This window comes from Rhizobium sp. G21 (genome assembly GCF_014158035.1).
Lineage (GTDB): Bacteria > Pseudomonadota > Alphaproteobacteria > Rhizobiales > Rhizobiaceae > Rhizobium_E.
On sequence record NZ_JACFXW010000001.1, the window covers coordinates 1,532,124 to 1,556,233 of the forward strand.

Sequence of the window (24,110 nt, forward strand, 5' to 3'; positions counted from 1 at the left end):
CCTCAGAATTCAAGCCCCGCCGCGACCCGGTTTTCGATCCGGAGCGCCAGCCCCTGGATCTTGGCCATCAGCACGTCGAAATCGATCGGCTTGGTCATGTAGTTGTCGGCGCCGGCGCGCATGCCTTCGAGCATCTTTTCCCGGTCGGCGAGCGCGGTCAGGAAGATGAAAGGCATATTCGAGAATTGCGGATAATTGATCTGCAATTCCGCCAGAAGCTCCGTGCCGTCCATCTCCGGCATGGTGATGTCGGAGATGACGATATCGGGCCGGTGGCGCAGGATCAGTTCCAGCCCTTCCTTGCCGTTGGAGGCCTGAAGCACGCGCAGGCCTGCGTCTTCCAACTCCTCGGTGATCAATTCGCGGACGTCCATTTCGTCTTCGACGCAGAGAATGGTGATCATGCCGATATCCTTTCGTCTTGCTGGGCCGGACGGATGGGCGCGCTTGCGCGGTCCGCCTGCGGCTTGGTTGCGGGTCCATGCACGGGCAGGATGAGGGTGAAGGTCGACCCGTCGCCCCGCTCGCTTTCGACCCTGATGTCCCCCTCATGCAGATCGACGATCTGCTTGACGAGGTTGAGCCCTATCCCCGTTCCGGCGATGCCCGTGGAGGTGCGGGCGCGAAAATAGAGCGAGAACATTTTCGGGATGTCGTCGGGGTCGATGCCGACGCCATGATCGCGGAAGGAGATCACGGCGTAATCGCCTTCGTCCCAGCCGGTGATCTCGATGTCGGGCGCATGCGGCGAGTATTTCACCGCGTTCGACAGCAGATTTGTGATCGCCTGTCCTATGCCGAGCGGATCGCAGCGGATCTTGTCGGGCAGGAATTGCAGGTCGACATGGAAACGATGGCGCTTGGAGAATTCGCGCTGACGCTCCACCGCCTGTTCGATCAGCGTCTTGATCGAGCAGTCGGCGAGATTGAGCTCGATCTTGCCCGTGGTCATGCGGCCGGCCGACAGGAAGCTCTCCATCAATTCCACCATGCGCGCCACGGAGGCGCGGATCTGGCCGGTTTTTTCGGCCAGGAACTCCTGATCGACAGCACCCCTCTTGCGGATGAGCCGCTGGGCGGCGCCGTCGATGATGGCGAGCGGGGTGCGGAATTCGTGGCTGGTCATCGAGACGAACTGACGCTGCAGCGCATTGATCTGTTTCTCGTGATTGAGCGCCACTTCGAGAGCATGCGCCTGGGCTTCGATTTCCAGCGTGCGTTCGCGGACCTGATCCTCCAGCTGGTCGCGATGGCGGATCAGTTCGATCTCTGCCTGCTTGCGCACGGTGATGTCGGTGTAGCTGAGAATATAACCGCCGGCGGCGAGCGGCTCGGCGCGCACGGCAAGCACGCGGCCATTGGCGCTGACACGCTCGAAACTATGCGGCAGGAACAGCCGGGCGTGATTGACCCGCTCCAGAACCAGGGCGTCGATGTCGCCGTCGCCATATTCGCCGCGCTCGGCATTGATGCGGATGAGGTTTTCGAAGCTCGCGCCCGGTGGAAAGGCGTCGGGCGACACATCGAGCAGATCATAGAGATGCCGGTTGGCGATCATCAGATCGAGACGATGATCGAAGACGGCGATGCCGCCCGGGAAAGCCTCGAAGGCGGCTTGCAGAATGCCGAGCATCTTGCGCTGTTCTTCGGTCGTGTCGAACACGACTTCGGCGAGGCATTCCCCCTTTTCGCCCCTGAGAGAGATGACCTTGACGGTGACGCGGTACTGGCTGCCGTCGCGGCGGGCGTGGAAGGTCTCGAAGGTCACGAATTTCTCGCGCCCCGAAATCACCGGATTGATCAGAATGCGATATTCGTCGAGCGTCAGATCGGGCTTGAGCGACACCGGCGTCATCCGGATCAACTGGTCTTCGCGGTAACCGGTCTTGATCGTCGCCGTGCCGTTGGCCCGGAAGATCTCCAGCATTTCGGGATCGATGAGGTAGATTTCGTCGGTCGAGATCTCGACGAGATCGGCGAACTGGTGGTCGGCGTCGGCGCGGCGGCGAGACAGAACGATGTCGGCGAGATCGCAGATCAGCAGCCGCAGCACCGCCATCCGCTCCTCGTCCATGCGGCGGCGACTCTTACCGAGGAACAGCACCGAGCCGAAAATCGCCCCCGAACTGCGGTCTATCAGCGGCAGGAGATAGGATCGCGCCCGATCTTCCGCGCAGAGCGGCTGCGCCTGGCCCGACTGGGGGTCGTATTCCAGGGGAATGGTGCACCAGTCGGCCTGGGTGTGATAAAGCAGCTTATGCCGTCCGCCATAGGGCGTTTCGTTGAATATGGCGGCGCAGGGACCGAGGTCGAATTCGCGCGTGGCGATGATCTCGTTGAGGACGCCGGAGAGAACCTCGTCGCGGCTCTTGTCGCTCAGCGTCCAGCGCAGCATGGCGCGGGTGGCGACGAGACCCCAGATGGGCATTGCATTCCAGACTGCCTGCGGCATATGGGGATTCCCCTGAAATGGCTTGGAGGATCAGATTAGGTCATGCCCGCTAATGAAGCTTGCAAGGCTGTGTTAAAACTTTAGCGAGGCCTGATATTTCGCGCTTTCCGAGCATGCCGCCAGGCGCAATTCAGGCATGACAAGCGCCGCGGAACTTGCTAGGTCCGGCGCGACATTTCCCTATCCGCCCGCGAAAGCGAAAGACACCATGCCCGATCTTCTTCTTGAACTCCGCTCCGAGGAAATTCCCGCCAGCATGCAGCGCAAGGCCGCGGGCGATCTGAAAAATCTGTTGACGGATGCGCTGGTCGAGGCGGGCCTCACTTACGAGGGCGCGCGGGAATACTGGACGCCGCGCCGGCTGACGCTCGACATCCGGGGCCTGACCGCCCGCTCCGCCGACCAGCATGAAGAGCGCAAGGGACCGAGCACGAAGGCCCCGCAGGCGGCCATCGACGGCTTTCTGCGCTCCGCAGGCCTTTCTTCCATCGATCAGGCTCAGGTGAAATCGGACCCGAAGAAGGGCGATTTCTATGTGGCGATGATCCACAAGCATGGGCGCGCCGCCGAAGAGATCATCACCGAGGTGATGCCCGGCATCATCCGCAATTTCCCCTGGCCGAAGAGCATGCGCTCGGGCTTCGCCTCGGCCAAGCCGGGTTCGCTGCGCTGGGTGCGTCCGCTGCAATCGATCGTCTGCACCTTCGGACCCGAGCATGACGAGCCGGTGGTGATCCCCTTCGAAGTCGACGGCATCACCGCCTCCAACGTGACCTATGGTCATCGTTTCCACGCGCCCGATGCGATCACCGTCAAGCGCTTTTCGGATTACGTCTCCGCGCTCGAAAAGGCCAAGGTCATTCTCGACGCCGACCGCCGCAAGGAAATCATCCTGGCCGACGCCAAAAAACATCACCTTCGCCTCCGGGCTCGATCTCGTCGAGGACGAAGGGCTGCTCGAGGAAGTCTCCGGCCTGGTGGAATATCCGCATGTGCTGATGGGCAGCTTCGAAGAGGATTATCTGAAGATCCCCGCCGAAATCATCCGGCTGACCATCAAGACCAACCAGAAATGCTTCGTGACCCGCCTGCACGGCCAGGAGGCGCTGTCGAACCATTTCATCCTCGTCTCCAATATTGAAGCCAAGGACGGCGGCGCCGAGATCATTCACGGCAATGGCAAGGTCGTGCGCGCGCGCCTGTCGGATGCGGCGCATTTCTACAAGCGCGACCAGGGGGATCTGCCCGATCTCGACACGCTCGAGGCGTCGGCGGCGAAATTTGGTCTCGACCTTTCCAAGCCGCTCGACCAGCGCATGGCCAAGCTCGATCATCTCAATGTGACCTTCCACGCCAAGCTGGGCAGCCAGGGCGAGCGTGTGACGCGCATTCGCGCGCTGGCCGCCAAACTGGCTGAGGTTACCGGCGCCGATCCCATTCTCGTTGACCGCGCCGCAGTGCTTGCCAAGGCCGATCTGCGCACCGAAGCGGTGGGCGAATTCCCGGAACTGCAGGGCATCATGGGCCGCAAATATGCGGGCTTGCAGGGCGAGGACGCCGCCGTCGCCACCGCCATCGAGGATCACTACAAGCCGCAAGGCCCCTCCGACCGCGTGCCGACCGACAAGGTCGCCGCCACCGTGGCGCTGGCCGACAAGCTCGACACCCTGGTGGGCTTCTGGGCGATCGACGAGAAGCCGACGGGTTCCAAGGACCCCTATGCGCTGCGTCGCGCAGCGCTGGGGGTGATCCGGATTATTCTGGAGAACAATGTTCGCCTCAGACTGTTAAGCGTGGCTTCCGACCGCGACCTCCTCTCCTTCTTCCACGATCGCCTGAAAGTCTATCTCAAGGACGCCGGCCGCCGTCACGACATCGTCGATGCGGTGCTCTCCGAAGACGCCGACGATCTCCTGACCATCGTGCGCCGCACGGAAGCGCTGTCGGCCTTCATCGGCACCGAGGACGGAAAGAATCTGCTGGCGGGAACCAAGCGCGCCACGCAGCTGCTGGCCGCCGAGGAGAAGAAGGGAACCAAGGCCGCCGAACGGATCGATCTCAGCCTGCTGAAACTGCCGGCCGAGACGGCGCTGCATCAGGCGATCGTCAACGCCAGCCAGAGCGCTGCCCAGGCCGTGGCGCGCGAGGATTTCGCCGCCGCCATGGAAGCGCTGTCCAGGCTGCGCGGCCCTGTCGACGCGTTCTTCACCGATGTGCTCGTCAATGACGAGAACCCTGACATCCGCGCCAATCGCCTGGCGCTTCTGGCCGCCATCCGCAGCGCCACCGGCACGGTGGCGGATTTCAGCAAGATCGCCGGGTAAGAACGCATAGCCGCGAAAACGAGACCGGCCGCTTTGGCGGCCGGTTTCGTATGTGGGCGCCGCGGTTCACGCCGCCTGTTTGTGATGCGCGCCCGCATTGGGGTGGACACGGAAGGCGCTGATCAGTTTGACCAGCTCTTCGGTGTCGTCTGCCAGCACCTGAGCGGAGGCGGTGGTCTCTTCGGCCATCGCGGCGTTCTGCTGGGTGGCGAGATCCAGCTGGTTGACCGAACTCGCGATGCTTTTCAGTGTCGCATCCTGTTCCTGGGCGCTGTGGGCGATCTTGTCGACGATGGCGTTGGCGGCGGCGATCTGTCCGGAAATACGCTTGAGCGCCTCCCCCGCCTGACCGACGAGATCCACGCCTTCGGCGACCTGGGTCGAGGAACGCGAAATCTGCTCCTTGATCTCCTTGGCTGCGGCGGCGGAGCGCTGGGCGAGTTCGCGCACTTCCTGCGCGACGACCGCGAAGCCCTTGCCGCTCTCGCCGGCCCGGGCCGCCTCGACGCCGGCGTTCAGCGCAAGGAGATTGGTCTGGAAGGCGATCTCGTCGATGACGCCGATGATCTTGGTGATTTCGCTCGAGGATTTTTCGATGCCGCTCATGGCGTCGATGGCGCGGGCGACGATCTGGTCTGAACTGTTGGCGTCGGAGCTGACCGTCGAGACGCGATTGGCGGCCTCGCGCGCGCCTTCCGCAGTTTGGCGGACGGTGACCGACAATTCGTCGATCGCCGCGGACGTCTCTTCGAGATTGGCGGCCTGACGCTCGGTGCGGAGCGCGAGCTCGCCGGAGGCGCGACGGATCTCGTCCTTCGACGCCCCGATGTCTGAGCTCTTGCGATTGACCTTCGACATCGCCCCTTCGAGCTTGGACAAGGATCTGTTGAGGTTGAGCCTGAGCAGATCGTATTTGGCGCCGAGATCGCCGCAGCGGACGGTCAGATCGCCGGTCGCCAATTGCTCCATCGTGTCGCCGATCTCATAGATCACCCGCTGCAGCGCCTCGGCCTCCTGATGCTCGCGCTCGACATTGGCCTCACGTTCGGCGGCGAGTTCCTGCTGCTGGCGCGCCTCGCGCTCGGCGAGGTCGTGGCGCTCACGGATCTTGGTCTGCAGCGCCGCGGTCGCCTGCGCCATCATGCCGATTTCGTTGGAGAGGCCGGCGTGAGGCACGGAAATGGCGGTGTTTTCGTCGGCCACGTCGCCGAGGGCCTTTCGAACCTCTTCGAGGGGTTTGGTGATAGACCGCATGATGACATAGGCCAGCGCCGCGCCGAGCGCGAAAATAGCCAGCATGACGCCGACCGCCTTGGCAATCATGGCGTTCACCTGTGCGTCGAGATCGTCGACATAAAGACCGGTGACGACGACCAGCTTCCAGGGCTCGAAGGCGAGCGCATAGGCGCTCTTGCGGAAGAAGGCGTCCTTCGGCTCGCCGGGCTTGGACGCATCGAAATCGGTGCGCCCGCCGCCCGCCTGGCCCAGCTTCAGCAGTTCCTCCCGGTAGAGCTTGCCCTTGGGATCCGGCTTGCCGCGCAGATTCTTGCCGACCTTGTCCTTGTCGTAATGGAAAGCCATGTTGAGATCGTAGTCATAGGCGAAGAAATATCCGTCGGGCGAATATTTCATGCCGTTGACGATCTGATAGGCCTGGGCGCGGGCCTGTTCTTCCGTCAATTCCCCGGCGAGTTGGCGCTCGTGGAACTGCTTGAGAATGGAGACGGCGGACTCCGTCTCGGTCCGCAGCATTTCATAGCGTTCATGATAGACGGCGTCTGCGGCGGCGCGGATCTCGAAGGTCACCGCCACGGCGAACGCCGCCATCAGCGCGAAAACCAGCAGGTAGAGTTTATGCGCAATCTTCAGGTTGATCATCAGGCCCCCTCGGCGTCCCAAACCGCGCGGAAACAGGACGGTCTCCGGCGTTTGTCCCCAAATTTAGGGGATTACGCTTAAGCATCCCCTAACTTTAGCGCGCCGATCACCGAATTCCCGCGCGTCGTTCAACGCTCGGCCTTGGCCCGACCTTTCTGAACCGCGGCCGGAATCAACTCCGTCCGCAATCGGAGCCGCGGCGCATTCCGGGCGAACCGCGCCAAATCGACGCCCGCGTCCAGCGCGGCGAGCAAATCGCGCTTCTGCACCAGAAGACCGTATTCGAATGGCTTGCCTGGTTGCGCAAGGCGCCGGAACCAGGGTTGACGGTGGCGACGCGAGGCCGAGAATCGGGCCGCCTTTCCGCCGATCGCGGCATATTCCAGCACTTCCTCAACCCAACCATTTTGCGGCCGGGCGCCGGGTTCGAGGAAGAGCAACCACTCGCCTCGCGCACGACGCACGGTGTCCGACAGCGTCCAGCTCTGCAGATATTTGCAGCCCGCGGCGTCGGCGAGCCGGGCGGTGCCATCCTGCGACCCCCTGTCGAGCACGATGACTTCGCTGACGACGCCGTCGACCGCGCCCGAAACGAGCACGGAGAGGGTATAGGCGAGCTCTGGCTCGCTGTTCTCGCATTCCAACATCACCGTCAGCATGGCCTAGCTTTACCGAAAGCCGCGCGCGATTGCCAGCCGCATTTTGTTCTTGCATTGTTCTCTTTTTCACGATAGGAAAATTGTCATCAGGCGGTCAGCTGACCGCACCGGAGAAGCCCAATGATCAATCTGTCCCTTTCGCGGCAGGCTGCCTTCCAGCCTGCCAACACGGCGGAGCTTGCCGATGGACTGCTCAAGGAAAGCGGTGTGAGGATCGACATCGACCGCCGTCGCGGCCGCGGCGCGGGCCTCAATCCGGCGGGCCGTTTCGAGTCGAAGGAGCGCGAGGCGCTGGACGACGGCTGGCAGACACTCGAAAGCCTGGAGCCGTTCCGCACCGAGGTTCAGGTCGAGAAGCCGCGCAGCATCATCACGCGCAACGACAGCCCCGACGTGCCGTTCGACCGGTCGATCAATCCCTATCGCGGCTGCGAGCATGGCTGCGTCTATTGCTTCGCCCGACCGAGCCACGACTATATGGGTCTGTCGGCAGGCCTTGATTTCGAGGCCAAACTCTTCGCCAAACCGGATGCGGCGCGTCTTCTCGAGCGGGAACTGTCGAAGCCGGGCTACAAGCCGAAGACGATCGCCATCGGCACCAATACCGACCCCTATCAGCCGATCGAAAAAGAATGGCGCATCATGCGGCAGATCCTCGAAGTCCTGTCGACGGCCAATCATCCGGTCTCGATCGTGACCAAATCGGCGCTGGTGATGCGCGATATCGACCTGCTGTCGAAGATGGCCGAGAAGGGCTTGGCGAAAGTCGCGCTGTCGGTGACGACGCTCGATCGCAAGCTCGCCCGGCTGATGGAGCCGCGCGCCTCGACCCCGACGCGGCGACTGGAGGCGATCCGGGCCCTGACCGAAGCGGGCGTGCCCACAGCCGTGCTGGCCGCGCCGATGATCCCGGCGCTCAACGATCACGAACTCGAACGCATTCTCGACGCCGCGGCCGCCGCCGGGGCCAGGGAAGCCAATTACATCCTGCTGCGCCTGCCCTTCGAAGTCAGCCCGTTGTTTCGCGATTGGCTGCTGCGCAACTATCCGGATCGCTACCGGCACGTGATGAACCTGGTGCGCTCCATGCGCGGCGGAAAGGACTACGACGCCGAATTCGGCAAACGCATGAAGGGCGCCGGTCCCTATGCTTGGCAACTGCATCGGAGGTTCGAACTCGCCGCCAAGAAGCTCGATCTCAGGCGGCGCGGCATTCAGCTGAACACCGATCTCTTCGTGCCTCCGTCCGGCTATGGGGTGCAACTGAGCCTCCTCTAGTTCTCAGCATCGGATGCTGGGCCCGGCATGTCCCTGAAGCCGGACCCAGCGTCGACCAGCGCCCTCCGTCGAACCGCAACGACGGATGGCGCCCGCAAGCATCCCGGGCCGCCGCCCTCGATCCGGGACTTGCGAGGAATCGGCGGGATATGCCACAAACCCCGCATGACGCGTCCCGCCGATTCCCTACCTTTCTTGTTTGAAGACGTCGCCCCGACTTTCGCGATCGAGGAGGCGTTGATGCGCGACGGCTACGACCGCATCGTGGGCCTGGACGAGGTCGGCCGCGGACCGCTCGCGGGACCCGTGGTCGCTTGCGCGGTTGTGCTCGACCCCGCCCGTATTCCGACCGGCCTGAACGACTCCAAACAACTCTCGCTCTCCGAACGCGAGAGGCTCTATGCGGAGATTCTGGGAAGCGCCGAGGTCGCCATCGCCTCGGTCAGCGCCTTGGGCATCGACCGGACGGACATTCGCAAGGCCAGCCTCGAAGCCATGCGGCGGGCGACCCTTTCTCTGTGCAGGCGGCCCGATTTCGCAGTCATCGACGGCCGCGATGTTCCCCCGGCCTGCCCTGCCCCGGCAAGGCCTTCGTCAAAGGCGATTCCCGCTCGGTCTCGATCGCCGCGGCGTCGATCGTCGCCAAAGTCACCCGCGACCGGATGATGGAGGCGGCGGCGCATTCTCATCCGGGCTACGGCTTCGAGAAGCATGCGGGCTACGCCACCGTCGTGCACCGCCGCGCCATCATCGAACTCGGCCCCTGCCCCCTCCACCGCATGAGCTTTCGCCCGCTGCGGAAAGACTAGTTCTTGTCGCGGGATGGATTGCCGCGGGGACACTATTTCAGCTACATCATTGTCATCCGGCGCCCGCTCGCGCGGGAGAATCGGGAAGCCGGTGCGAAACCGGCGCGCGCCCAGCGCTGTAAGGCGGATGCCGCTTCGAGACGCCACTGGGAGACCGGGAAGGCGAAGCGGCAGATGAAACCGAGCCAGAAGACCGACCGGACCACATAGCCCGACGCGCGAGGACGGCGCAGCGGGCACGCCAGACGCAGGGGGTAACATGCTTGGCGCCGCTCATCGCGACCTCACGGCCGCGGGTCCGTTTTCCGATGCCGACAAAGACGCGGTCTACCGCGCCATCCATACGCGGCGCGACGTCCGCAACGAGTTTCTTGCCGATCCGATCGATACGACGCTGCTCGACCGACTGCTGGCGGCTGCCCATGCCGCCCCTTCGGTGGGGCTGACACAGCCGTGGAATTTCATCCTGATCCGCGAGGAAGCCAATCGCCGCGCCGTCCACCGATTGTTCGAGGAGGCCAACAACGAAGCCACCGACCGGTTGGAGGGCGACGTCAAGAAGAAGTACCGGGCGCTCAAGCTGGAGGGGATACTCAAAGCCCCGCTCAACATCTGCATCACCTGCGACCGCAAGCGCGGCGGCGAGTTCGTGCTCGGCCGCACGCATCATCCCGACATGGACATCTATTCGACTGTCTGCGCAGTGCAAAATTTCTGGCTGGCCGCACGGGCGGAGGGCATCGGCGTCGGCTGGGTGAGCATCTTCGACCATCGCCGCCTGGCCGCGTTGCTGGGCATACCCGACAGCGTCGAAATCGTCGCCTATCTCTGCGTCGGCCATGTGTCGGAGCTCTACAGAAAGCCGGAACTCGAAACCAAGGGTTGGCGTGACCGGATGCCGCTCGACCGGCTCATCTTTTCGGAACGCTGGCCTGAGGAGTCGCATGTGCTGCGGCTCTATCGCGAAATTGCGATGAAACCGTAACCGCCCGCCTGAAACGCGACAGCGCCCATAAAAAAACCCGCCTCGCGGCGGGTTCTTCAATCCAGGCTCCGAGACTCGCTCAGTTGAGCCGGGACTTCACTTCGCCTACCGCGTCGTTGAACAGCGCGTTGGAGAGCGAGGCGTCGGTCTTGGCGGCGATCAACTTTTCCGCGGCGGCGACCGCGAGGTCGACGGCGGCGGAACGAACAGCGGCCACAGCTTCGGCTTCCGCCTGCTTGATCTTCTGTTCGGACATCAGAGTGCGGCGAGCCACGTAATCGGCGGTCTTCTGCTTGGCCTCCTCGGCCAGAGCATCGGCTTCCCGCTTTGCGGCGGCGACGATTTCGGCGGCTTCCGCTTCGGCGGCGGCGCGCTTCTTCTGGTATTCGGCCAACAGGGCCTGCGCTTCGTCGCGCAGTTTCTTGGCCGAATTCAGTTCAGATGCGATCTTCTCCGCGCGCGAATCGACGCGCGCGGGTGACCATGCCGGGAACCTTGAGGTAAATGATCACCCCGAGGAAGATCAGAAGCGCGACTTGCGCCCAGATCTGCGCCCAAAATGTTGCATCCATTACGAGCCTCCTCAGCCTTTCACGGCGTTGACCGCGTCAGCGGCTTCGCCCGAGTTGACGGAAACGCCGGTGAGCCGGTTGACGATCTCCGCTGCGGCGTCCTGCGCCACGGTGGAGACTTCGCCCAGCGCAGTCGCCTTGATGGCGGCAATGCTGGCCTCTGCTTCCGAGATCTTCCTGGCGAGATCGGCTTCGAGCTGCTGGCGCTCGGCGTCCGACTTCACTTTGGCGGCGTCACGAGCTTCGGCTGCGATGCCCTGCGCCTTTGCGCGAGCTGCGGCGAGTTCCTGCTCGTATTTGGCGACTGCGGCGTCGGCTTCGTCCTTCATCCGCCGCGCCTCGGCGAGATCGCCGGCGATGCGGGCTTCACGGGTCTCGATGATCGAGCCGATGCGAGGAGTAATCAGCTTCGACACCAGGAAATAGAAGGCGCCGAAGGTAACCGCCAGCCAGAGAAGCTGCGATGGATATTGGGTCGCGTCGAAGGGAGGGAACACATCGGCGTGGCCGGCGTCGTGCGGAACACCGGTTTCGGTGTGCACTTCGGCTTCCGTCGACTGCACTGCCCCTTCCACCGCCGTGGCGGACAGAACATAGGCTGTCGTCACAAACATTCCTTCCTCCAGGGCAAGGATACGGTATCAAAAAACGGGCCACGGCCGAACGCCATGGCCCGATGGTTTTTTGAGACGCCGATCAGCCGAAGAGAGCGAGAAGAGCGACGAGCAGCGAGAAGATGCCCAGAGCTTCCGTCACGGCGAAGCCGAAAATCAGGCGGCCGAACTGGCCGTCGGCTGCAGACGGGTTGCGAAGCGCGCCGGCGAGGTAGTTGCCGAAAATGTTGCCGAGGCCGAGGGCTGCGCCGCCCATTCCGAGGCAAGCGATACCGGCGCCGATGTACTTTGCTGCTTCAGCTTCCATTGTAGAACTCCTTCAGTGTTTTCGTTTGGTGGCTGTTAATCAGGAGCGCCGGTCAGTGTCAACCGACGCCGAACTCTACTCACGACCTTAGTGGCCCGGATGAACCGCGTCGTTGAGATACATGCAGGTCAGAACCGCAAACACATAGGCCTGCAGGAAGGCGACCAGGAATTCGAGACCGGTGAGACCGATGGTCATCAGCAGCGGCAGGATGGCGCCGACGATGCCGATCGGGCCGAGCACGCCGAGCGAGACCACGAAACCGGCGAAGACCTTGAGCGTGATGTGGCCGGCGAGCAGGTTCGCAAAGAGACGAACCGAGAGGCTGACGGGGCGCGACAGGAAGGACACGACCTCGATCATGGTCACCAGGGGAACGACGAGCATCGGCACGCCCGACGGGACGAACAGACCGAAGAAGTGGAGGCCGTGCTTGTAGAGACCATAGAGCACCACGACCAGGATCACGAGCAGCGCCAGAGCGAAGGTGACGATGATCTGGCTGCCGACAGTGAAGAAGCCGGGCACCATGCCGAACAGGTTGGACACCAGCACGAACAGGAACAGCGAAAACACGAAGGGGAAGAACTTCATGCCTTCCTTGCCCGTCGAGTCCTTCAGCATCTTGGCGACGAATTCATAGGCCAGTTCGGCGATCGACTGCATGCGGCCCGGCACGATGGCGCGCGGGGCGGACGCCCAGACGAAGAACAGCGTCGCAACGACGACTGTCAACACCATGAAGAGAGCGGAATTGGTAAAGTGAAAGCCGGTGCCGCCCACATTCTCCCAGAGCGGGACAATATGGAACTGATGGATCGGATCTACCTTATCGCTGGTCGCCACGTTTGTTCTCTCTCGTTTTCATCACGGCCGCGCCTCAGGGCTTCGGCCTCTTGTCCTTGTTGCGGGCTTCCCCGATCCTGTCCACCGGATGCGGCGCGGTCACCACGCCCACCACTCTGAGGACATTGAGGATGCCCGCGCAAAATCCCAGGAGCAGAAAAATGACCAACCCCACGGCTTGGTGGGCAGGACCAGATCCAGAAGATAGCCCAGCATCGCGCCGACGATGACGGCCGCAATGAACTCAGAGGAGATTTTCAGCGCCTGCGAATAACCTTTCCGGTCATTGTCGCTGGCCGCTCTCGCTGCCTCCTCGGGGCTGCCTTGCGCGTGTCCCAACTCCTTGTGGAGTTTCTCCATGCGCGCTTCCAGACTGTCCTGGCGGTCGGTTTCCATTCTCGCCTCCTCACGGGCAGGGGCATTAACCCAGCATATCTGCTCGCGCAAGGCTGAAAATTGGCAAGTTCCAAACTGGAGACCCCCGCTCTCAAGCCGCGTGCACCATAGTTTCGACCTTTTTGGGAGTCAAGGCGAGCCCGCGCTCGGCATTCATGTATTTTTAACCTGAAAATTCAGGATGTTACAGACAAGTCAGCGGGTTTTGGAAACTTTGCGCGCAATTGCCGCGGCCCTAAAGCCTATCAGACCCAGCCGCCGCGATAGGTTCTGTAGAATATGTGAAGACCGATGCGGCTGACCCGCTTCATGGTGCGCGCCCAGTTCGGCCGGACATAGACGGCGTGATAATGGGTCGAATCGCCGACTTCCTTGAGGTAGATTTTGCCGGCCGTCACGGCGAGCGCCACTTCCTTGGCGGCCTCCAGGCGCGAACGCGACCAGATGATGTCCGGAATGCGATCACAGGCGAAGGAGAACTGGCAGCGATTGCGCCAGTCCTCGTTCTGATAGACCACGCCGCAGATCGTGTTGGGGAAAGCCGGGTTGCGCACCCGGTTGAGGACCACCTGCGCCACGGCGGCCTGCCCCTTGAGGGGCTCGGTGATGGCTTCGAAATAAATGGCCTCAGCCAGGCATTTCTGTTCCTTCTCGCTGAAGACGGTCGCCGGCAGCACGTTGGCCGCCCAGCCATGCGCTTCCTTTCCGGCGTCCGGAACGAAACGGTCGCCCTGAGGCTTGGCCAGAATGGAATCGAAGGGCGATTGTTCGGCGTAATCGGGTTCCGGATCGGCGTAGGCGGTGGCGAGGCTGTCGCCCTTTTCGTTGGTGATCAGGCTTGCCAGCATGGCGGGGACGCCATGGTCCTGAACGCGCGGCTTCACCTCATGAAAGGCGAGAGCGATCTCGATCTCCTTGCCCTTGATGGTGGGCTTCTGGAACAGCGTTACCCGCTCCTCCGTCAGTTCGGGCGCGAGGAGATGCGCCTGACGGTCGAGAATGCTGCCGGCGGTGAAACCTTGTGGGGGTCTGACGCGTTCAGACGCCAGGACCCTGCCCTTCTTGAGGCTGCGGGTTATGCGCGCCTCATCCGGCGTCTCGGGCTCTTCGCGCTTGTCGGACGACAGGGCGACCTTCTGGCCGCCGGCAAGCACGAGACCGCGATTGGCGGGATCGTAGGCGCGGCGATCGGCGTTCTTGAAGACGATTTCGGCGCTCTGGATCGAGCCGGCGCCGATGGGGGCCATGTAGCTGCGCCAGGATGCGGCGCCGGCCGGAGCGGAGACGAGGCCGGTCACGTCGGCCTCCGCCGCGATGGTTGGGAAGAACAGCAGACCGGCAAGCGCGAAAACGCTGGGGCCCGCCCAGTCGGACGGTGTGCGCGAACGGCGCGCGGCCAAGGAACGCTTCAACACGTGAACGCTACTCCACAGGGACTGAAAATCATTGGCCAGACAATGCGCTATTAACCTTGATGTTTGGTTAATCCCGGGATTTGTGGCCTTTGCGAGGCGCGGGGCTCTCCTCAAACGTAAACGGGCGGCCTCAAGCCGCCCGAAAAATTCCGTGATCCGGAGAGCAACCGATCGCCTAAACGGTCACATGAGCGCCCAATTCCACGACACGATTGGCCGGAAGCCGGAAATAATCCGATGGATCGGTTGCGGCGCTGGCGAGCGCGATGAACAGGCGATCCTGCCAGGAGGGCATGCCGGAATTCGCGTCGGGGATCAGTTTTCGCCGTCCGAGATAGAAGGACGTCGACATGATGTCGAATTTCAAGCCGGTTTTCCTGAGATGGGCGAGCGCCTGGGAGACGTTTTGCGTTTCCTGGAAGCCGAAACTCAGTTCCAGAAGCTGGAAATGTTCGGAAATCCGTTCGATTCGCCCGCGTTCCTCGATCGGTACGCGCGGTCGGTTCTGCGTCTTGATCGTCAGAATGATGTTCTGGCTGTGCAGAACATGGTTGTGCTTGAGATTGTGCAGCAGCGCCGCAGGCGTCGAGGTGGGATCAGAAGTCAGGAATATGGCCGTGCCCGGGACTTCGATCGGGCCATGCTCGCTCTTCTTCTCGAGCGACTTCACGAAAGTGCCGAGCGGAATATGCGTACGACGCGTTTTTTCGAACAGGATTTTCGTGCCGCGACGCCATGTCCACATGATGACCACGAAGCAACCGGCGATCAACACCGGCACATATCCCCCATGGTGGAGCTTGGTCAGGTTCGAACCGAGGAAAATCGATTCGATGAACAGCAGCGGCGCGATGACCAGGACGGCCTGGAGCCGCGGCCATTTCCAGAAAGACCGCACGAAATTGTAGAGAAGGATGGTCGACACCACCATGTCGCCGGTGACCGCGATGCCATAGGCCACCGCCAGCGATTCCGACGACTTGAACATCAGCACCAGCGCCATGACGCCGAACATCAGGATGGTGTTGACCGCCGGCAGATAGATCTGGCCGGTATTGGTGTCCGAGGTGTGGTAGATCTCCATGCGCGGCAGGAAGCCCAGATGGATGGCCTGACGCGACAGCGAGAAGGCGCCGGTGATGACCGCCTGGCTGGCGATGATGGTGGCCACGGTGGCGAGAATGACGGCGGGAAGGCGCAGATATTCCGGAAACATCAGGAAGAACGGATCGGACAGCCCTTCCGGATTTTGGAGCACATAGGCGCCTTGGCCGAGATAATTGAGCGTGAGAGCCGGAAAGATCAGACCGAACCATGCGAGACGGATGGGCGCGCGGCCGAAATGGCCGAGATCGGCGTAAAGCGCTTCGGCGCCGGTGACGGCGAGGAACACCGAGCCGAGCACGATGAAGCCGACCAGGCCGCTATTGGCGAGGAACCAGACGCCGTAATAGGGGTTGAAGGCGGCGAGGATGCTGAGATCGTCGAATATGTGGTAGACGCCGATGCCGCCGAGGGTCAGGAACCAGAAGGCGGTGATCGGGCCGAAAAAGGCCGACACCGCGCCTGTGCCGCGCGATTGCACCGCAAACAGAAGGATCAGGATTACCACGGAAATCGGCACCACATAGGGATTGAGCGCCGGCGTTACGAATTTCAGGCCCTCGACGGCCGAGAGCACCGAAAGCGCCGGTGTGATCATGGCGTCGCCCAGAAACAGCGCCGCGCCGACGATGCCGATCAGCAGCAGGACGCTGGCCCGACGTTCGGACACCGCCTTGGTCACGAGAGACAGCAGCGACAGCGTTCCGCCTTCGCCGTCATTGTCCGCCTTCAACAGAAAAACGACATATTTGAGCGTGACGATCACCGTCAGGGCCCAGATGAACAGCGAGATCAGGCCGATGATCTCGATGCGGTCGACGCCGTCATGCGAGACAGGCCGCAGCGATTCGCGGAAGGCGTAGAGTGGTGACGTGCCGATATCGCCGTAGACGACGCCGACTGACCCCAGCGCCAGCGCCAGAAGCTTCTTTTGGGACATGGGGCCCGAGTGGCCGCCCGAATGCAGATGTGTGTCCGACATGGTCAGTTTCAGGCTTAAAGCCAGCCTTTCCAACGAAAGAAGAAGAAGGGGATCACTGCCGAGACGATCATCATGATGATCGCGGCTGGATAGCCCCATGTCCATTCCAGTTCGGGCATGAAACGAAAATTCATGCCGTAGATTGAGGCGATCAGGGTCGGCGGCAAAAGCACCACCGATGCGATCGAAAAGATCTTGATGATGGCGTTCTGCTCGACATTGATCAATCCGAGCGACGCGTCGAGCAGGAAGGTGGTGTTCGACGATATGAATGCCGCATGTTCGGACAGCGTCTGCAGATCATGAACGACCGACTTGCACAGCGACCTGGCTTCGGCGTCGCCCTGGATGACCGGCGAGCCGGACAGAAACGTCATCAGCCGCGACAGAGAGGCCATGCTGTCACGCGCCTTGGAGATCAAGCGATGGTGATAACCGATTGCCGACAGAAGATTTTCGAGGAACCTGGGAGGGCGCCGCTTCACCGCCTGCTCGCCGTCGCCGAAAATGGCCAGCAGCAGCGCCTCGCCCTTCATTTCCGCCCGTTCCAGTATCTCCGCCGTCCGGTCGGAAATCGTCTCCATCAGCCTGATCAACACGGCGTGCGGCGCGCAATCGCCATTCGACATGCGACCGAGGGCGGCTGAAAACAGCTTGAAGGATTTCGGCTCGTCATAGCGCACCGTCACCAGATGCCGCTCGGTCAGCACGAAGGCGATGTCCGCCAGCTTCGGCGTCGCCGTATCGGCATGACAGAGCAGAGACGCCGTCATGTAAAGCGCCCCGCCTTCGGCGTAGAGACGGCTCGACGGTTCGATATCGTGCAGGTCCTCCCGCGTCGGAACCTCTATGCCGGTCAGGATCTGGGCGTAATGATCCTCTTCGCGCGTCGGATGAGCGAGATCGAGCCATACGACGTCGGCTGGAAGAGTCTGCAATTGCTGATCCACCGGCAGCACCATCGACTCACCGTTCGAACGGTAAGCAATGATCATGAGCGATAAGCTCCGGACATGGTCATTCCGCGCCCCGATGGCATTGGTCGCAATCGCCCCGCGCGCCTGCGAAATGGTCAAATGTGGTCACGCGGCAAAACCCCGCGTCCGTTCAGCGAGGTTGGTATCGCGCAAAACGCGCCTGTAATCAAGACATAACGAGCCCGCGGCCCCGCCGGGGCCGCACGCGTCCAGTTTCAAGTCAGACTGGATCTCATTCGAATATGATCGAGGGCGCGGCGCGGGCGAGCGGCTCATTGCTGAACAGTCTGGCGGCGATGGCGCCGGCGATCTCGCGATAGACCCGCGCATGCGGTCCATCCGGCTCGGTGACGACGACCGGCGCGCCGGCATCGGATTTTTCGCGGATCGTCATCGCCAGCGGCACTTCGCCCAGGAACGGCGCGCCGATCTTTTCCGCCTCCGCGCGCGCGCCGCCATGGCCGAAAATGTCATGCGTTGTTCCACAATTGGGGCAGATGAAATGGCTCATATTCTCGACGAGACCGATCAACGGCACTTCGACCTTCTTGAACATGTTGATCGCCTTGCGGGCGTCCAGAAGGGCGAGATCCTGCGGGGTGGAAACGATCACCGCGCCCGAGAGTGGCGCCTGCTGGGCGAGCGTCAGTTGCACGTCGCCGGTGCCGGGCGGCATGTCGATCACCAGCACGTCGAGGTCGCCCCAGGCGACTTCGCGCAACATCTGCAGAAGCGCGGACTGGATCATCGGTCCGCGCCAGATCATCGCCACGTCCTCGTCGACGAGAAAGCCCATCGACATCGCCTTGAGGCCGTAATTCTCCATCGGCTTGATCAGCCGACCATCGATCTGCTGCGGACGCCCGGACAGACCGAGCAGCCGTGGCACCGACGGACCATAAATATCGGCGTCGAGAATGCCGACCTTGTAGCCCAGCGCCTGCAGGCCGAGCGCGATGTTGACCGATGTCGTGGACTTGCCGACGCCGCCCTTGCCTGAGGCGACCGCTATCATGCTCTTGACGCCTGGAATGCTTTGCTTCGGCGCGGCGCCGCGCGGCGGATGCGGATGCGCGTGACCCTGCTGAGGCGGCGCCTGCGGTCGCGGCGGGGTCGGCTGCGAACCCGCCTTCTTGTCCGCCGTCAGCGCGGCGAAAGCGCCCTTCATGCCCGGCATCTCCTTGACTACGCGTTCCGCAGCCAGGCGCAACGGCTCAAGATCCTTGGCTTTGTCGGAGGGCACAGTGATGGAGAAATAGGCTTTGCCATCCGAGATGAACACCTCGGACACCATGCCGAGATCGACGATATTGCCCGTCATGTCCGGGCCCCGCACGCTTTTCAGTCGCTCGAGGACATCTTTGCTGGTCACATCGCTCATCACAGGCCCCTTGTCTCGGTTTGGCCTGTAGATAGTGGAACCGCAAGGGCGCGCCAACCCGGCTCGGGAGACAAATTTCCAGTTTGCCCTCCGCGTCACGACCATTGCCGGGATGCAGGTTCGTTGTCTGGCCCGAAACAAGTTCCGCCTTCCATGCCGGCGTCGCGAAATGCGGCGGCATGAAAGGCGGCTTGCCTTCGCGCATCCTGTTTTCGGATGCTTTTTCCAGTCCCCTCCGGACCTGACAATTGGAATGCACGAAGCGTGCCAGACACACAATCCGGTGAAAACCGCCGCGATCCATGAGAATGCCCGGCAGCGAAGCCGGCGCAGCGCTCCTGAAGAAGCAAAATCGGTGAAGGAAGACGAAAAATAGGCGCCCAAGAAAGAACCCGCCCGGCAGGGCGCGGGCGGGTTTCTCTACATGGCGTCCCAGGACAAGCCCAGGAGGGGTATCGCCATGAAAACAATCGGTCGACATGCGCGTCGGCCGTGGTGACCGCGCGGGGCGTGACCGCGCATATTCATTCTTGGAAACTAAACCGTCGCTTGCGCGGCGTCATCCCCCAAATGGGGTATAAATGCGACGCGGAGATGAAGCGGGCGGACTGCCGAGGGCTAAATCAGGAGATAATGCCCATGCGGAGCGCTTTCGCGACGGCTTGCGTCCGATTGACAGTGTCGAGCTTTTTCGTCGCCCTGTTGAGGTAGTGGTTGACGGTGTGTTCCGACAAATTGAGAATGTTGGAAATTTCCATGCTGGTCTTGCCCGCCGCCGTCCAGGTCAGACAGTCGATCTCGCGCTGCGTCAGGTCTTCGCCGCCTTTGCGATCCTTGCGCGCCAATTGATAGAGGCGATCGAACACGCAGGTGGAAATCATATGGAGCTGCAGCATTTCCTGATTCGCGAAAGGCTCGCGCTCGCCGGAATAGCCGATGGCGCCGCGATCTCCGCCCGCGTCACAGACCGGAAAATAAGCGCCCCGGATCAGGCCGTACTGCTCGAACAGTTCGACCGCCCGATCGGTCTTACCGTCCCGTCGCTGCTGGTTGATGGCGTGGATGTCGTAGGAGAACGGCACCGTCGACGTGCGGATGTGGTTGAGCGCAGGGCTATCCGCCAGCAAGCCGTCAGCATCGTATTTCGCAATCAGTTCCGACGGCCAACTGGTGATCACCGAGGCCGATTGCAGCGCAACCGCCGTGGATGTCGGCACGCGCAGAACGATGAAGGCTCTGGCGCCGAACATCTCGGTCGTCTTCTTTAGAAATCGCAGAATATCGAACTGCGTCGACAGTCCGGCTAACTCCGAGATCAGAGCTTGGTGGTTCACCGGTTTGGCTGTCTGTCGATCAAGCATCTATCAGTCTGTCATACCGTTTATCGGCCGGGCCTGAAGCCGCCACGCAAAGTCGGAAAGAAACCTTCAGCTCGACGAGCTGACGCATTGCGAAGCATGTCCGCGAAAAACTCGCGCCACGACGGCGATTTCGCAAAACAGCCTGTGCGCCGTCCATGATTCGCTCCGCAATCGTTTACATAGCAGATATCTGCGCCAGCTGACCGAAAAAAGAACAAGTAACGGCATTTTGGCCGCCCCGAAGAGTTTCCACAGGATCGGTCTTAAACCATAAAAATCCGCGATATTGCTAAAGTGTGATTTTTTTTTTTCGGGAAGGGGTTTTCCCTCGGTCGCTTCAGGAATATACCACACCGCACAGTCCGGAGCCTGTGAGGGAGCGGCGCTCGGCGCCCAGAATGAAGAGAGGTGGACCCGTGGTCTCGCAATCCGCGCAGTTCGAGGATTTGCGCTCTGCCCGCGTGCTGATCACCGGCGGCGCATCCGGCATCGGCGCTGCGCTGGTCGCCGGCTTCGCGCGGCAGGGAGCGAAAGTCGCCTTCGTCGATATCGACGGCAAGGCGGCGGAAACGACGATAAAGTTCGTGGACGCTCCGTACACGCCCCGGTTTCGGCCTGTCGACGTCTCCGACATCGAAGCGACGCGAGCCGCCGTCACCGACTTGATATCGACGCTCGACGGGCTCGACGTGCTAATCAACAATGTCGGCTGGGACGATCGTCACGATGCGGAGCAGGTGACCGAGGCCTATTGGGACCGCAACATGTCGGTCAATCTGCGCGCCGCCTTCTTCATCTCGCAGACCTGCCTGCCCGCTCTGAAAAAGTCGGGTCGCGGCGCGATCATCAATTTCTCGTCCATCGCCTTTATGATGAACCTGCCGGATCTTCCCGTCTATCTCACGGCGAAATCCGGCATGATCGGCATGACCAAGGCGCTGGCCGGCCAGTTCGGCAAGGACAATGTCCGTGTCAACGCCATCTTGCCCGGCATGGTGCTGACCGAACGGCAGAAAGAACTGTGGATTTCCGACCAGGCCGAGGCCGCGCATCGCGATCGGCAATGCCTGAAATTTTCCCTGACCGCCGAAGACATGGTCGGACCATGCCTCTTCCTGGCGTCAGACAGCGCGCGGGCGATCACCGCGCAATCCTTGATCGTCGATGGAGGCTATTTCTGATGGTGAAACCGCAATTTGCAGCGGTAGACTGGGGCACGTCGAGTTTCCGCCTGTGGCTGATTGGCGAAAACGACGTCGTGATCGGCGAAAGCCGGTCGGGCGAAGGCATGACGACGGCCCGGGAGGCCGGCTTTGCCGAGGTGCTCGGCAAGCATCTCGACCATGTGCAGGCTCCGGCCGACATTCCGGTCATCGTCTGCGGCATGGCGGGCGCCAAGCAGGGCTGGGTGGAAGCGGGCTATCTCGACGCGCCGGCGCGACTGGCCGACATTGCCGAAGGCGCGATCCGCGTCGAGGGACAGGACCGCGACATCCGCATCCTGCCGGGGCTGGCCCAACGCGATCCCAACGCCGCAGACGTGATGCGCGGCGAGGAAACGCAGCTTCTAGGTTGCGCCCAGAGAATCAAGAACAGCGATTGCCTGGTCGCCATGCCCGGCACCCATTCCAAATGGGTGCGCGTGGTCAAGGGCGAAGTGCTGGGTTTCGCCACCTTCATGACAGGCGAACTGTTCCAGGCGATTTCGCAGCATACGATCCTGCAGCACGCCATCAAGGATTCGCCCGGCTTCGACGGCGCCAATCCGGCCTTCGTCAACGCCGTGCATGCTGCTTTCAAGGAACCGGAACTGACGACGAACCGTCTCTTCTCGGTGAGAGCGCGCGGCCTGCTGTTCTCGCTCACCAATTTCGAGGCGGAGGCGACGCTGTCGGGCACGATGCTCGGCCTCGAACTCGCCGGCGCGCTGAAATCCGCGCCGAAGGACACGCCCGTGGTGCTGGTCGTCTCCGGCAAGCTGAGAGGTCTCTACGAAGCCGCCTTCCATCGCGTGGGCCTGCAATTTTCGACCGTGGACGCCGACGAGGCGGTGCGGGCCGGCCTGACCCAGGCGGCCCGCAGCCTGTGGTCCTTTTAAGAAAGAAGTGAAATGAGCCGTATTCCCTTTCCGGACATGAAATATCCGCTGGTCGCCATTCTGCGCGGCCTGACGCCGACCGAGACGCCTGCGGCGATCGAGGCCCTGCTGAACGCCGGCTTCCGCGCCATCGAGATTCCGCTGAATTCGCCGGAGCCCTTCCGCTCGATCGAGATCGCGGCGAAAATGGCCCCCGCGGATGCGCTGATCGGCGCCGGCACCGTGCTGACCGAGGAAGACGTCGACCGTCTCGAAGACGCCGGCGGCCGCCTGTTCGTGAGCCCGAATGTCGACGCGCCCGTGCTCTCCCGCGCCGTATCGAAGGGAATGGTGACGCTTCCAGGCGTCTTCACCCCCACCGAGGCGCTGGCAGCCGCGAAGATCGGCGCGACGGGTCTGAAATTCTTCCCGGCCGGCGTGCTGGGCGCTGTCGGCATAAACGCCATCAAGGCGGTGCTGCCCAAGGATCTGCTGCTTGCGGCGGTCGGCGGGGTCTCCGACGAGAATTTCGGTGAATACGCCAAGATCGGCATCAAGGCCTTCGGCCTCGGCTCCAGCATCTACAAGGAGGGCATGGACGCCGCCGACATCGCCCGCCGCGCAAACACCACGATCGACGCCTATCGCCGCGTTTTCGGAGCCTGATCATGACGGATATTCAAGACTTCACGGGCAGCATCCTGTCGGACACGTCCGCACTTCTCGGCGAAGGCCCGACCTTCGATCCGACCACCAACACCGCCTACTGGTTCTCGATCCTCGACTGCGAACTGCACGAACTGGCGCTCGACACCAACGAACTAAGGATCCACAAGCTGCCTTTCATGGCGAGCGTCCTGGCGCGCATCGACGACGAGCGGCAGCTTATCGTCTCCGAAAACGGCCTTTATATTCGCGAGAAGGCGACGGGCGCATTGTCGCTGGTGACGCCGATCGAGAACGATATGCCGCATATGCGCTCGAACGACGGCCGCACGCATCCATCGGGCGCGCTTTGGTTCGGCACGATGACCAAGACCGGCGAAGGCCGCAAGGGCGCGGGCAAGATCTACCACGTCGCCGGCAGCACGGTGACGACGCTGTTCGAGGGCGTGTCGATCCCCAACGGAATCTGCTTCTCGCCGAACGGAACGATCGGCTACTGGGTCGACACGATGGAGAACCGTTACATGCGCGTGGCGCTGGATGCGCTGACCGGCCTGCCGCTAAGCGAGGCCGAAGTTTTCTCCGACGAAGCGGGCTTGGATGGCGGCATCGACGGCTCGGTCTGCGACGCCGAAGGCTATGTTTGGAACGCGCGCTGGGGCGTGGGCGAAGTGCGCCGTTACAGCCCCGCCGGCGAGGTCGTGGCGATCTACAAGGTTCCGGCCGCGCAGACCACCTGCCCCGCCTTCATCGGCGCGGACGGCGACCGCCTGCTGGTGACCTCCGCCCGCGAAGGAATGTCGGCGGAGGAGCGAGCCGCAGATCCCAAGGCCGGCTTCACCTTCGATCTCGGCGTCAGCGTGAAGGGCGTCTTCGACGCCCCCTTCAAGCTCTGATCACGCATTCGGGGCGCGCCGACACCATCGCGCGCCCTGCTGTCTCGATGGAGATTGCACATTCGGCTCTTCCGCCGGCCGCCCCTTGCGAATTGCCTCCCCTCTGTGCTTAATCGTTTGAAACCGTCTTG

The 24,110-nt window shown here is 62.3% G+C and carries 18 protein-coding genes, 4 pseudogenes and 1 riboswitch; of the genes and pseudogenes, 8 read left to right on the top strand and 14 right to left on the bottom strand.

Going from position 1 to position 24,110, the window contains the following annotated elements; all coding sequences use genetic code 11:
* Positions 1-2: 2 nt before the first annotated feature.
* Positions 3-404: a response regulator transcription factor gene (locus H2O14_RS07910; protein ID WP_182827210.1), complete on the bottom strand. Its 402-nt coding sequence runs from the start codon at positions 402-404 to the stop codon at positions 3-5.
* Positions 401-2,452, bottom strand: a complete 2,052-nt coding sequence (locus tag H2O14_RS07915; protein ID WP_182827211.1) for a PAS-domain containing protein — start codon at positions 2,450-2,452, stop codon at positions 401-403. The genes H2O14_RS07910 and H2O14_RS07915 overlap by 4 nt, the downstream gene beginning before the upstream one ends.
* A gap of 208 nt (positions 2,453-2,660) precedes the next feature.
* Here H2O14_RS07915 and glyS point away from each other — a divergent pair.
* Positions 2,661-4,776: pseudogene (gene glyS / locus H2O14_RS07920) on the top strand (glycine--tRNA ligase subunit beta).
* 66 nt (positions 4,777-4,842) lie between these two features.
* On the opposite strand, the gene H2O14_RS07925 reads toward glyS, so the two are convergent.
* Together H2O14_RS07925 and H2O14_RS07930 are read right to left on the bottom strand one after the other, a co-directional pair.
* Complete coding sequence (locus H2O14_RS07925) at positions 4,843-6,654, bottom strand: methyl-accepting chemotaxis protein (RefSeq protein WP_182827212.1); 1,812 nt, start codon at positions 6,652-6,654, stop codon at positions 4,843-4,845.
* Positions 6,655-6,782: 128 nt separating this feature from the next.
* Entirely contained in the window at positions 6,783-7,313 is a 531-nt protein-coding gene (locus H2O14_RS07930; RefSeq protein WP_182827213.1) for a glycosyl transferase, read from the bottom strand.
* Positions 7,314-7,433: 120 nt separating this feature from the next.
* Between H2O14_RS07930 and H2O14_RS07935 the strand changes: the two genes are divergently transcribed.
* From H2O14_RS07935 to bluB, 3 genes and pseudogenes are all read left to right on the top strand, one after another.
* A complete protein-coding gene (locus H2O14_RS07935; RefSeq protein ID WP_182827214.1) occupies positions 7,434-8,591 on the top strand; it encodes a PA0069 family radical SAM protein in 1,158 nt (385 codons plus the stop codon).
* A 165-nt stretch (positions 8,592-8,756) separates the two neighbouring features.
* Positions 8,757-9,400, top strand: a pseudogene (locus H2O14_RS07940) (ribonuclease HII).
* Positions 9,401-9,440: 40 nt separating this feature from the next.
* Positions 9,441-9,617, top strand: a riboswitch (cobalamin riboswitch).
* A gap of 42 nt (positions 9,618-9,659) precedes the next feature.
* On the top strand, positions 9,660-10,385 hold the full coding sequence (bluB, locus tag H2O14_RS07945) for a 5,6-dimethylbenzimidazole synthase (protein WP_182827215.1): 726 nt from the start codon (positions 9,660-9,662) through the stop codon (positions 10,383-10,385).
* Positions 10,386-10,464: 79 nt separating this feature from the next.
* Here the strand turns inward: bluB and H2O14_RS07950 are convergent.
* The 10 genes and pseudogenes from H2O14_RS07950 to H2O14_RS07995 all read right to left on the bottom strand — a co-directional run bounded on the left by H2O14_RS07950 (position 10,465) and on the right by H2O14_RS07995 (position 20,340).
* Positions 10,465-10,957 (bottom strand): annotated as a pseudogene (locus H2O14_RS07950) (F0F1 ATP synthase subunit B).
* Positions 10,958-10,968: 11 nt separating this feature from the next.
* The gene (locus H2O14_RS07955) at positions 10,969-11,571 is read right to left on the bottom strand and encodes a F0F1 ATP synthase subunit B (protein WP_182827216.1); all 603 of its coding nucleotides are present in this window, start codon (positions 11,569-11,571) and stop codon (positions 10,969-10,971) included.
* An 82-nt stretch (positions 11,572-11,653) separates the two neighbouring features.
* The gene (locus tag H2O14_RS07960; RefSeq protein ID WP_137156613.1) at positions 11,654-11,878 is read right to left on the bottom strand and encodes a F0F1 ATP synthase subunit C; all 225 of its coding nucleotides are present in this window, start codon (positions 11,876-11,878) and stop codon (positions 11,654-11,656) included.
* A gap of 87 nt (positions 11,879-11,965) precedes the next feature.
* Positions 11,966-12,724, bottom strand: a complete 759-nt coding sequence (locus tag H2O14_RS07965) for a F0F1 ATP synthase subunit A (RefSeq protein ID WP_182827217.1) — start codon at positions 12,722-12,724, stop codon at positions 11,966-11,968.
* Between the two features lie 34 nt (positions 12,725-12,758).
* Positions 12,759-13,120, bottom strand: a pseudogene (locus tag H2O14_RS07970) (AtpZ/AtpI family protein).
* Between the two features lie 245 nt (positions 13,121-13,365).
* A complete protein-coding gene (locus tag H2O14_RS07975) occupies positions 13,366-14,535 on the bottom strand; it encodes a cell wall hydrolase (RefSeq protein ID WP_182827218.1) in 1,170 nt (389 codons plus the stop codon).
* Between the two features lie 175 nt (positions 14,536-14,710).
* The gene (locus H2O14_RS07980; protein WP_409526910.1) at positions 14,711-16,621 is read right to left on the bottom strand and encodes a potassium transporter Kup; all 1,911 of its coding nucleotides are present in this window, start codon (positions 16,619-16,621) and stop codon (positions 14,711-14,713) included.
* Positions 16,622-16,635: 14 nt separating this feature from the next.
* Entirely contained in the window at positions 16,636-17,616 is a 981-nt protein-coding gene (locus tag H2O14_RS07985) for a magnesium transporter CorA family protein (RefSeq protein ID WP_182827219.1), read from the bottom strand.
* Between the two features lie 214 nt (positions 17,617-17,830).
* Positions 17,831-18,979: an iron-sulfur cluster carrier protein ApbC gene (gene apbC / locus H2O14_RS07990; RefSeq protein WP_182827220.1), complete on the bottom strand. Its 1,149-nt coding sequence runs from the start codon at positions 18,977-18,979 to the stop codon at positions 17,831-17,833.
* Positions 18,980-19,602: 623 nt separating this feature from the next.
* Positions 19,603-20,340 carry a helix-turn-helix transcriptional regulator gene (locus tag H2O14_RS07995; RefSeq protein ID WP_182827221.1) on the bottom strand — a complete coding sequence of 246 codons (738 nt, stop codon included), beginning with the start codon at positions 20,338-20,340 and terminating at the stop codon, positions 19,603-19,605.
* Between the two features lie 416 nt (positions 20,341-20,756).
* On the opposite strand from H2O14_RS07995, the gene H2O14_RS08000 reads away from it, so the two are divergent.
* Genes H2O14_RS08000 through H2O14_RS08015 form a run of 4 tightly spaced genes read left to right on the top strand, consistent with a single transcriptional unit; the run spans position 20,757 to position 23,979 of the window.
* Positions 20,757-21,521: an SDR family NAD(P)-dependent oxidoreductase gene (locus H2O14_RS08000; protein WP_182829307.1), complete on the top strand. Its 765-nt coding sequence runs from the start codon at positions 20,757-20,759 to the stop codon at positions 21,519-21,521.
* Positions 21,521-22,438 (top strand): 2-dehydro-3-deoxygalactonokinase, encoded by a 918-nt coding sequence (locus tag H2O14_RS08005; protein ID WP_182827222.1) that lies wholly within the window; start codon positions 21,521-21,523, stop codon positions 22,436-22,438. Before H2O14_RS08000 ends, H2O14_RS08005 begins: the two co-directional genes overlap by 1 nt.
* A 12-nt stretch (positions 22,439-22,450) precedes the next feature.
* Entirely contained in the window at positions 22,451-23,083 is a 633-nt protein-coding gene (locus tag H2O14_RS08010; RefSeq protein ID WP_182827223.1) for a 2-dehydro-3-deoxy-6-phosphogalactonate aldolase, read from the top strand.
* Positions 23,084-23,085: 2 nt separating this feature from the next.
* Positions 23,086-23,979: an SMP-30/gluconolactonase/LRE family protein gene (locus H2O14_RS08015; RefSeq protein WP_182827224.1), complete on the top strand. Its 894-nt coding sequence runs from the start codon at positions 23,086-23,088 to the stop codon at positions 23,977-23,979.
* Positions 23,980-24,110 lie beyond the last annotated feature (131 nt).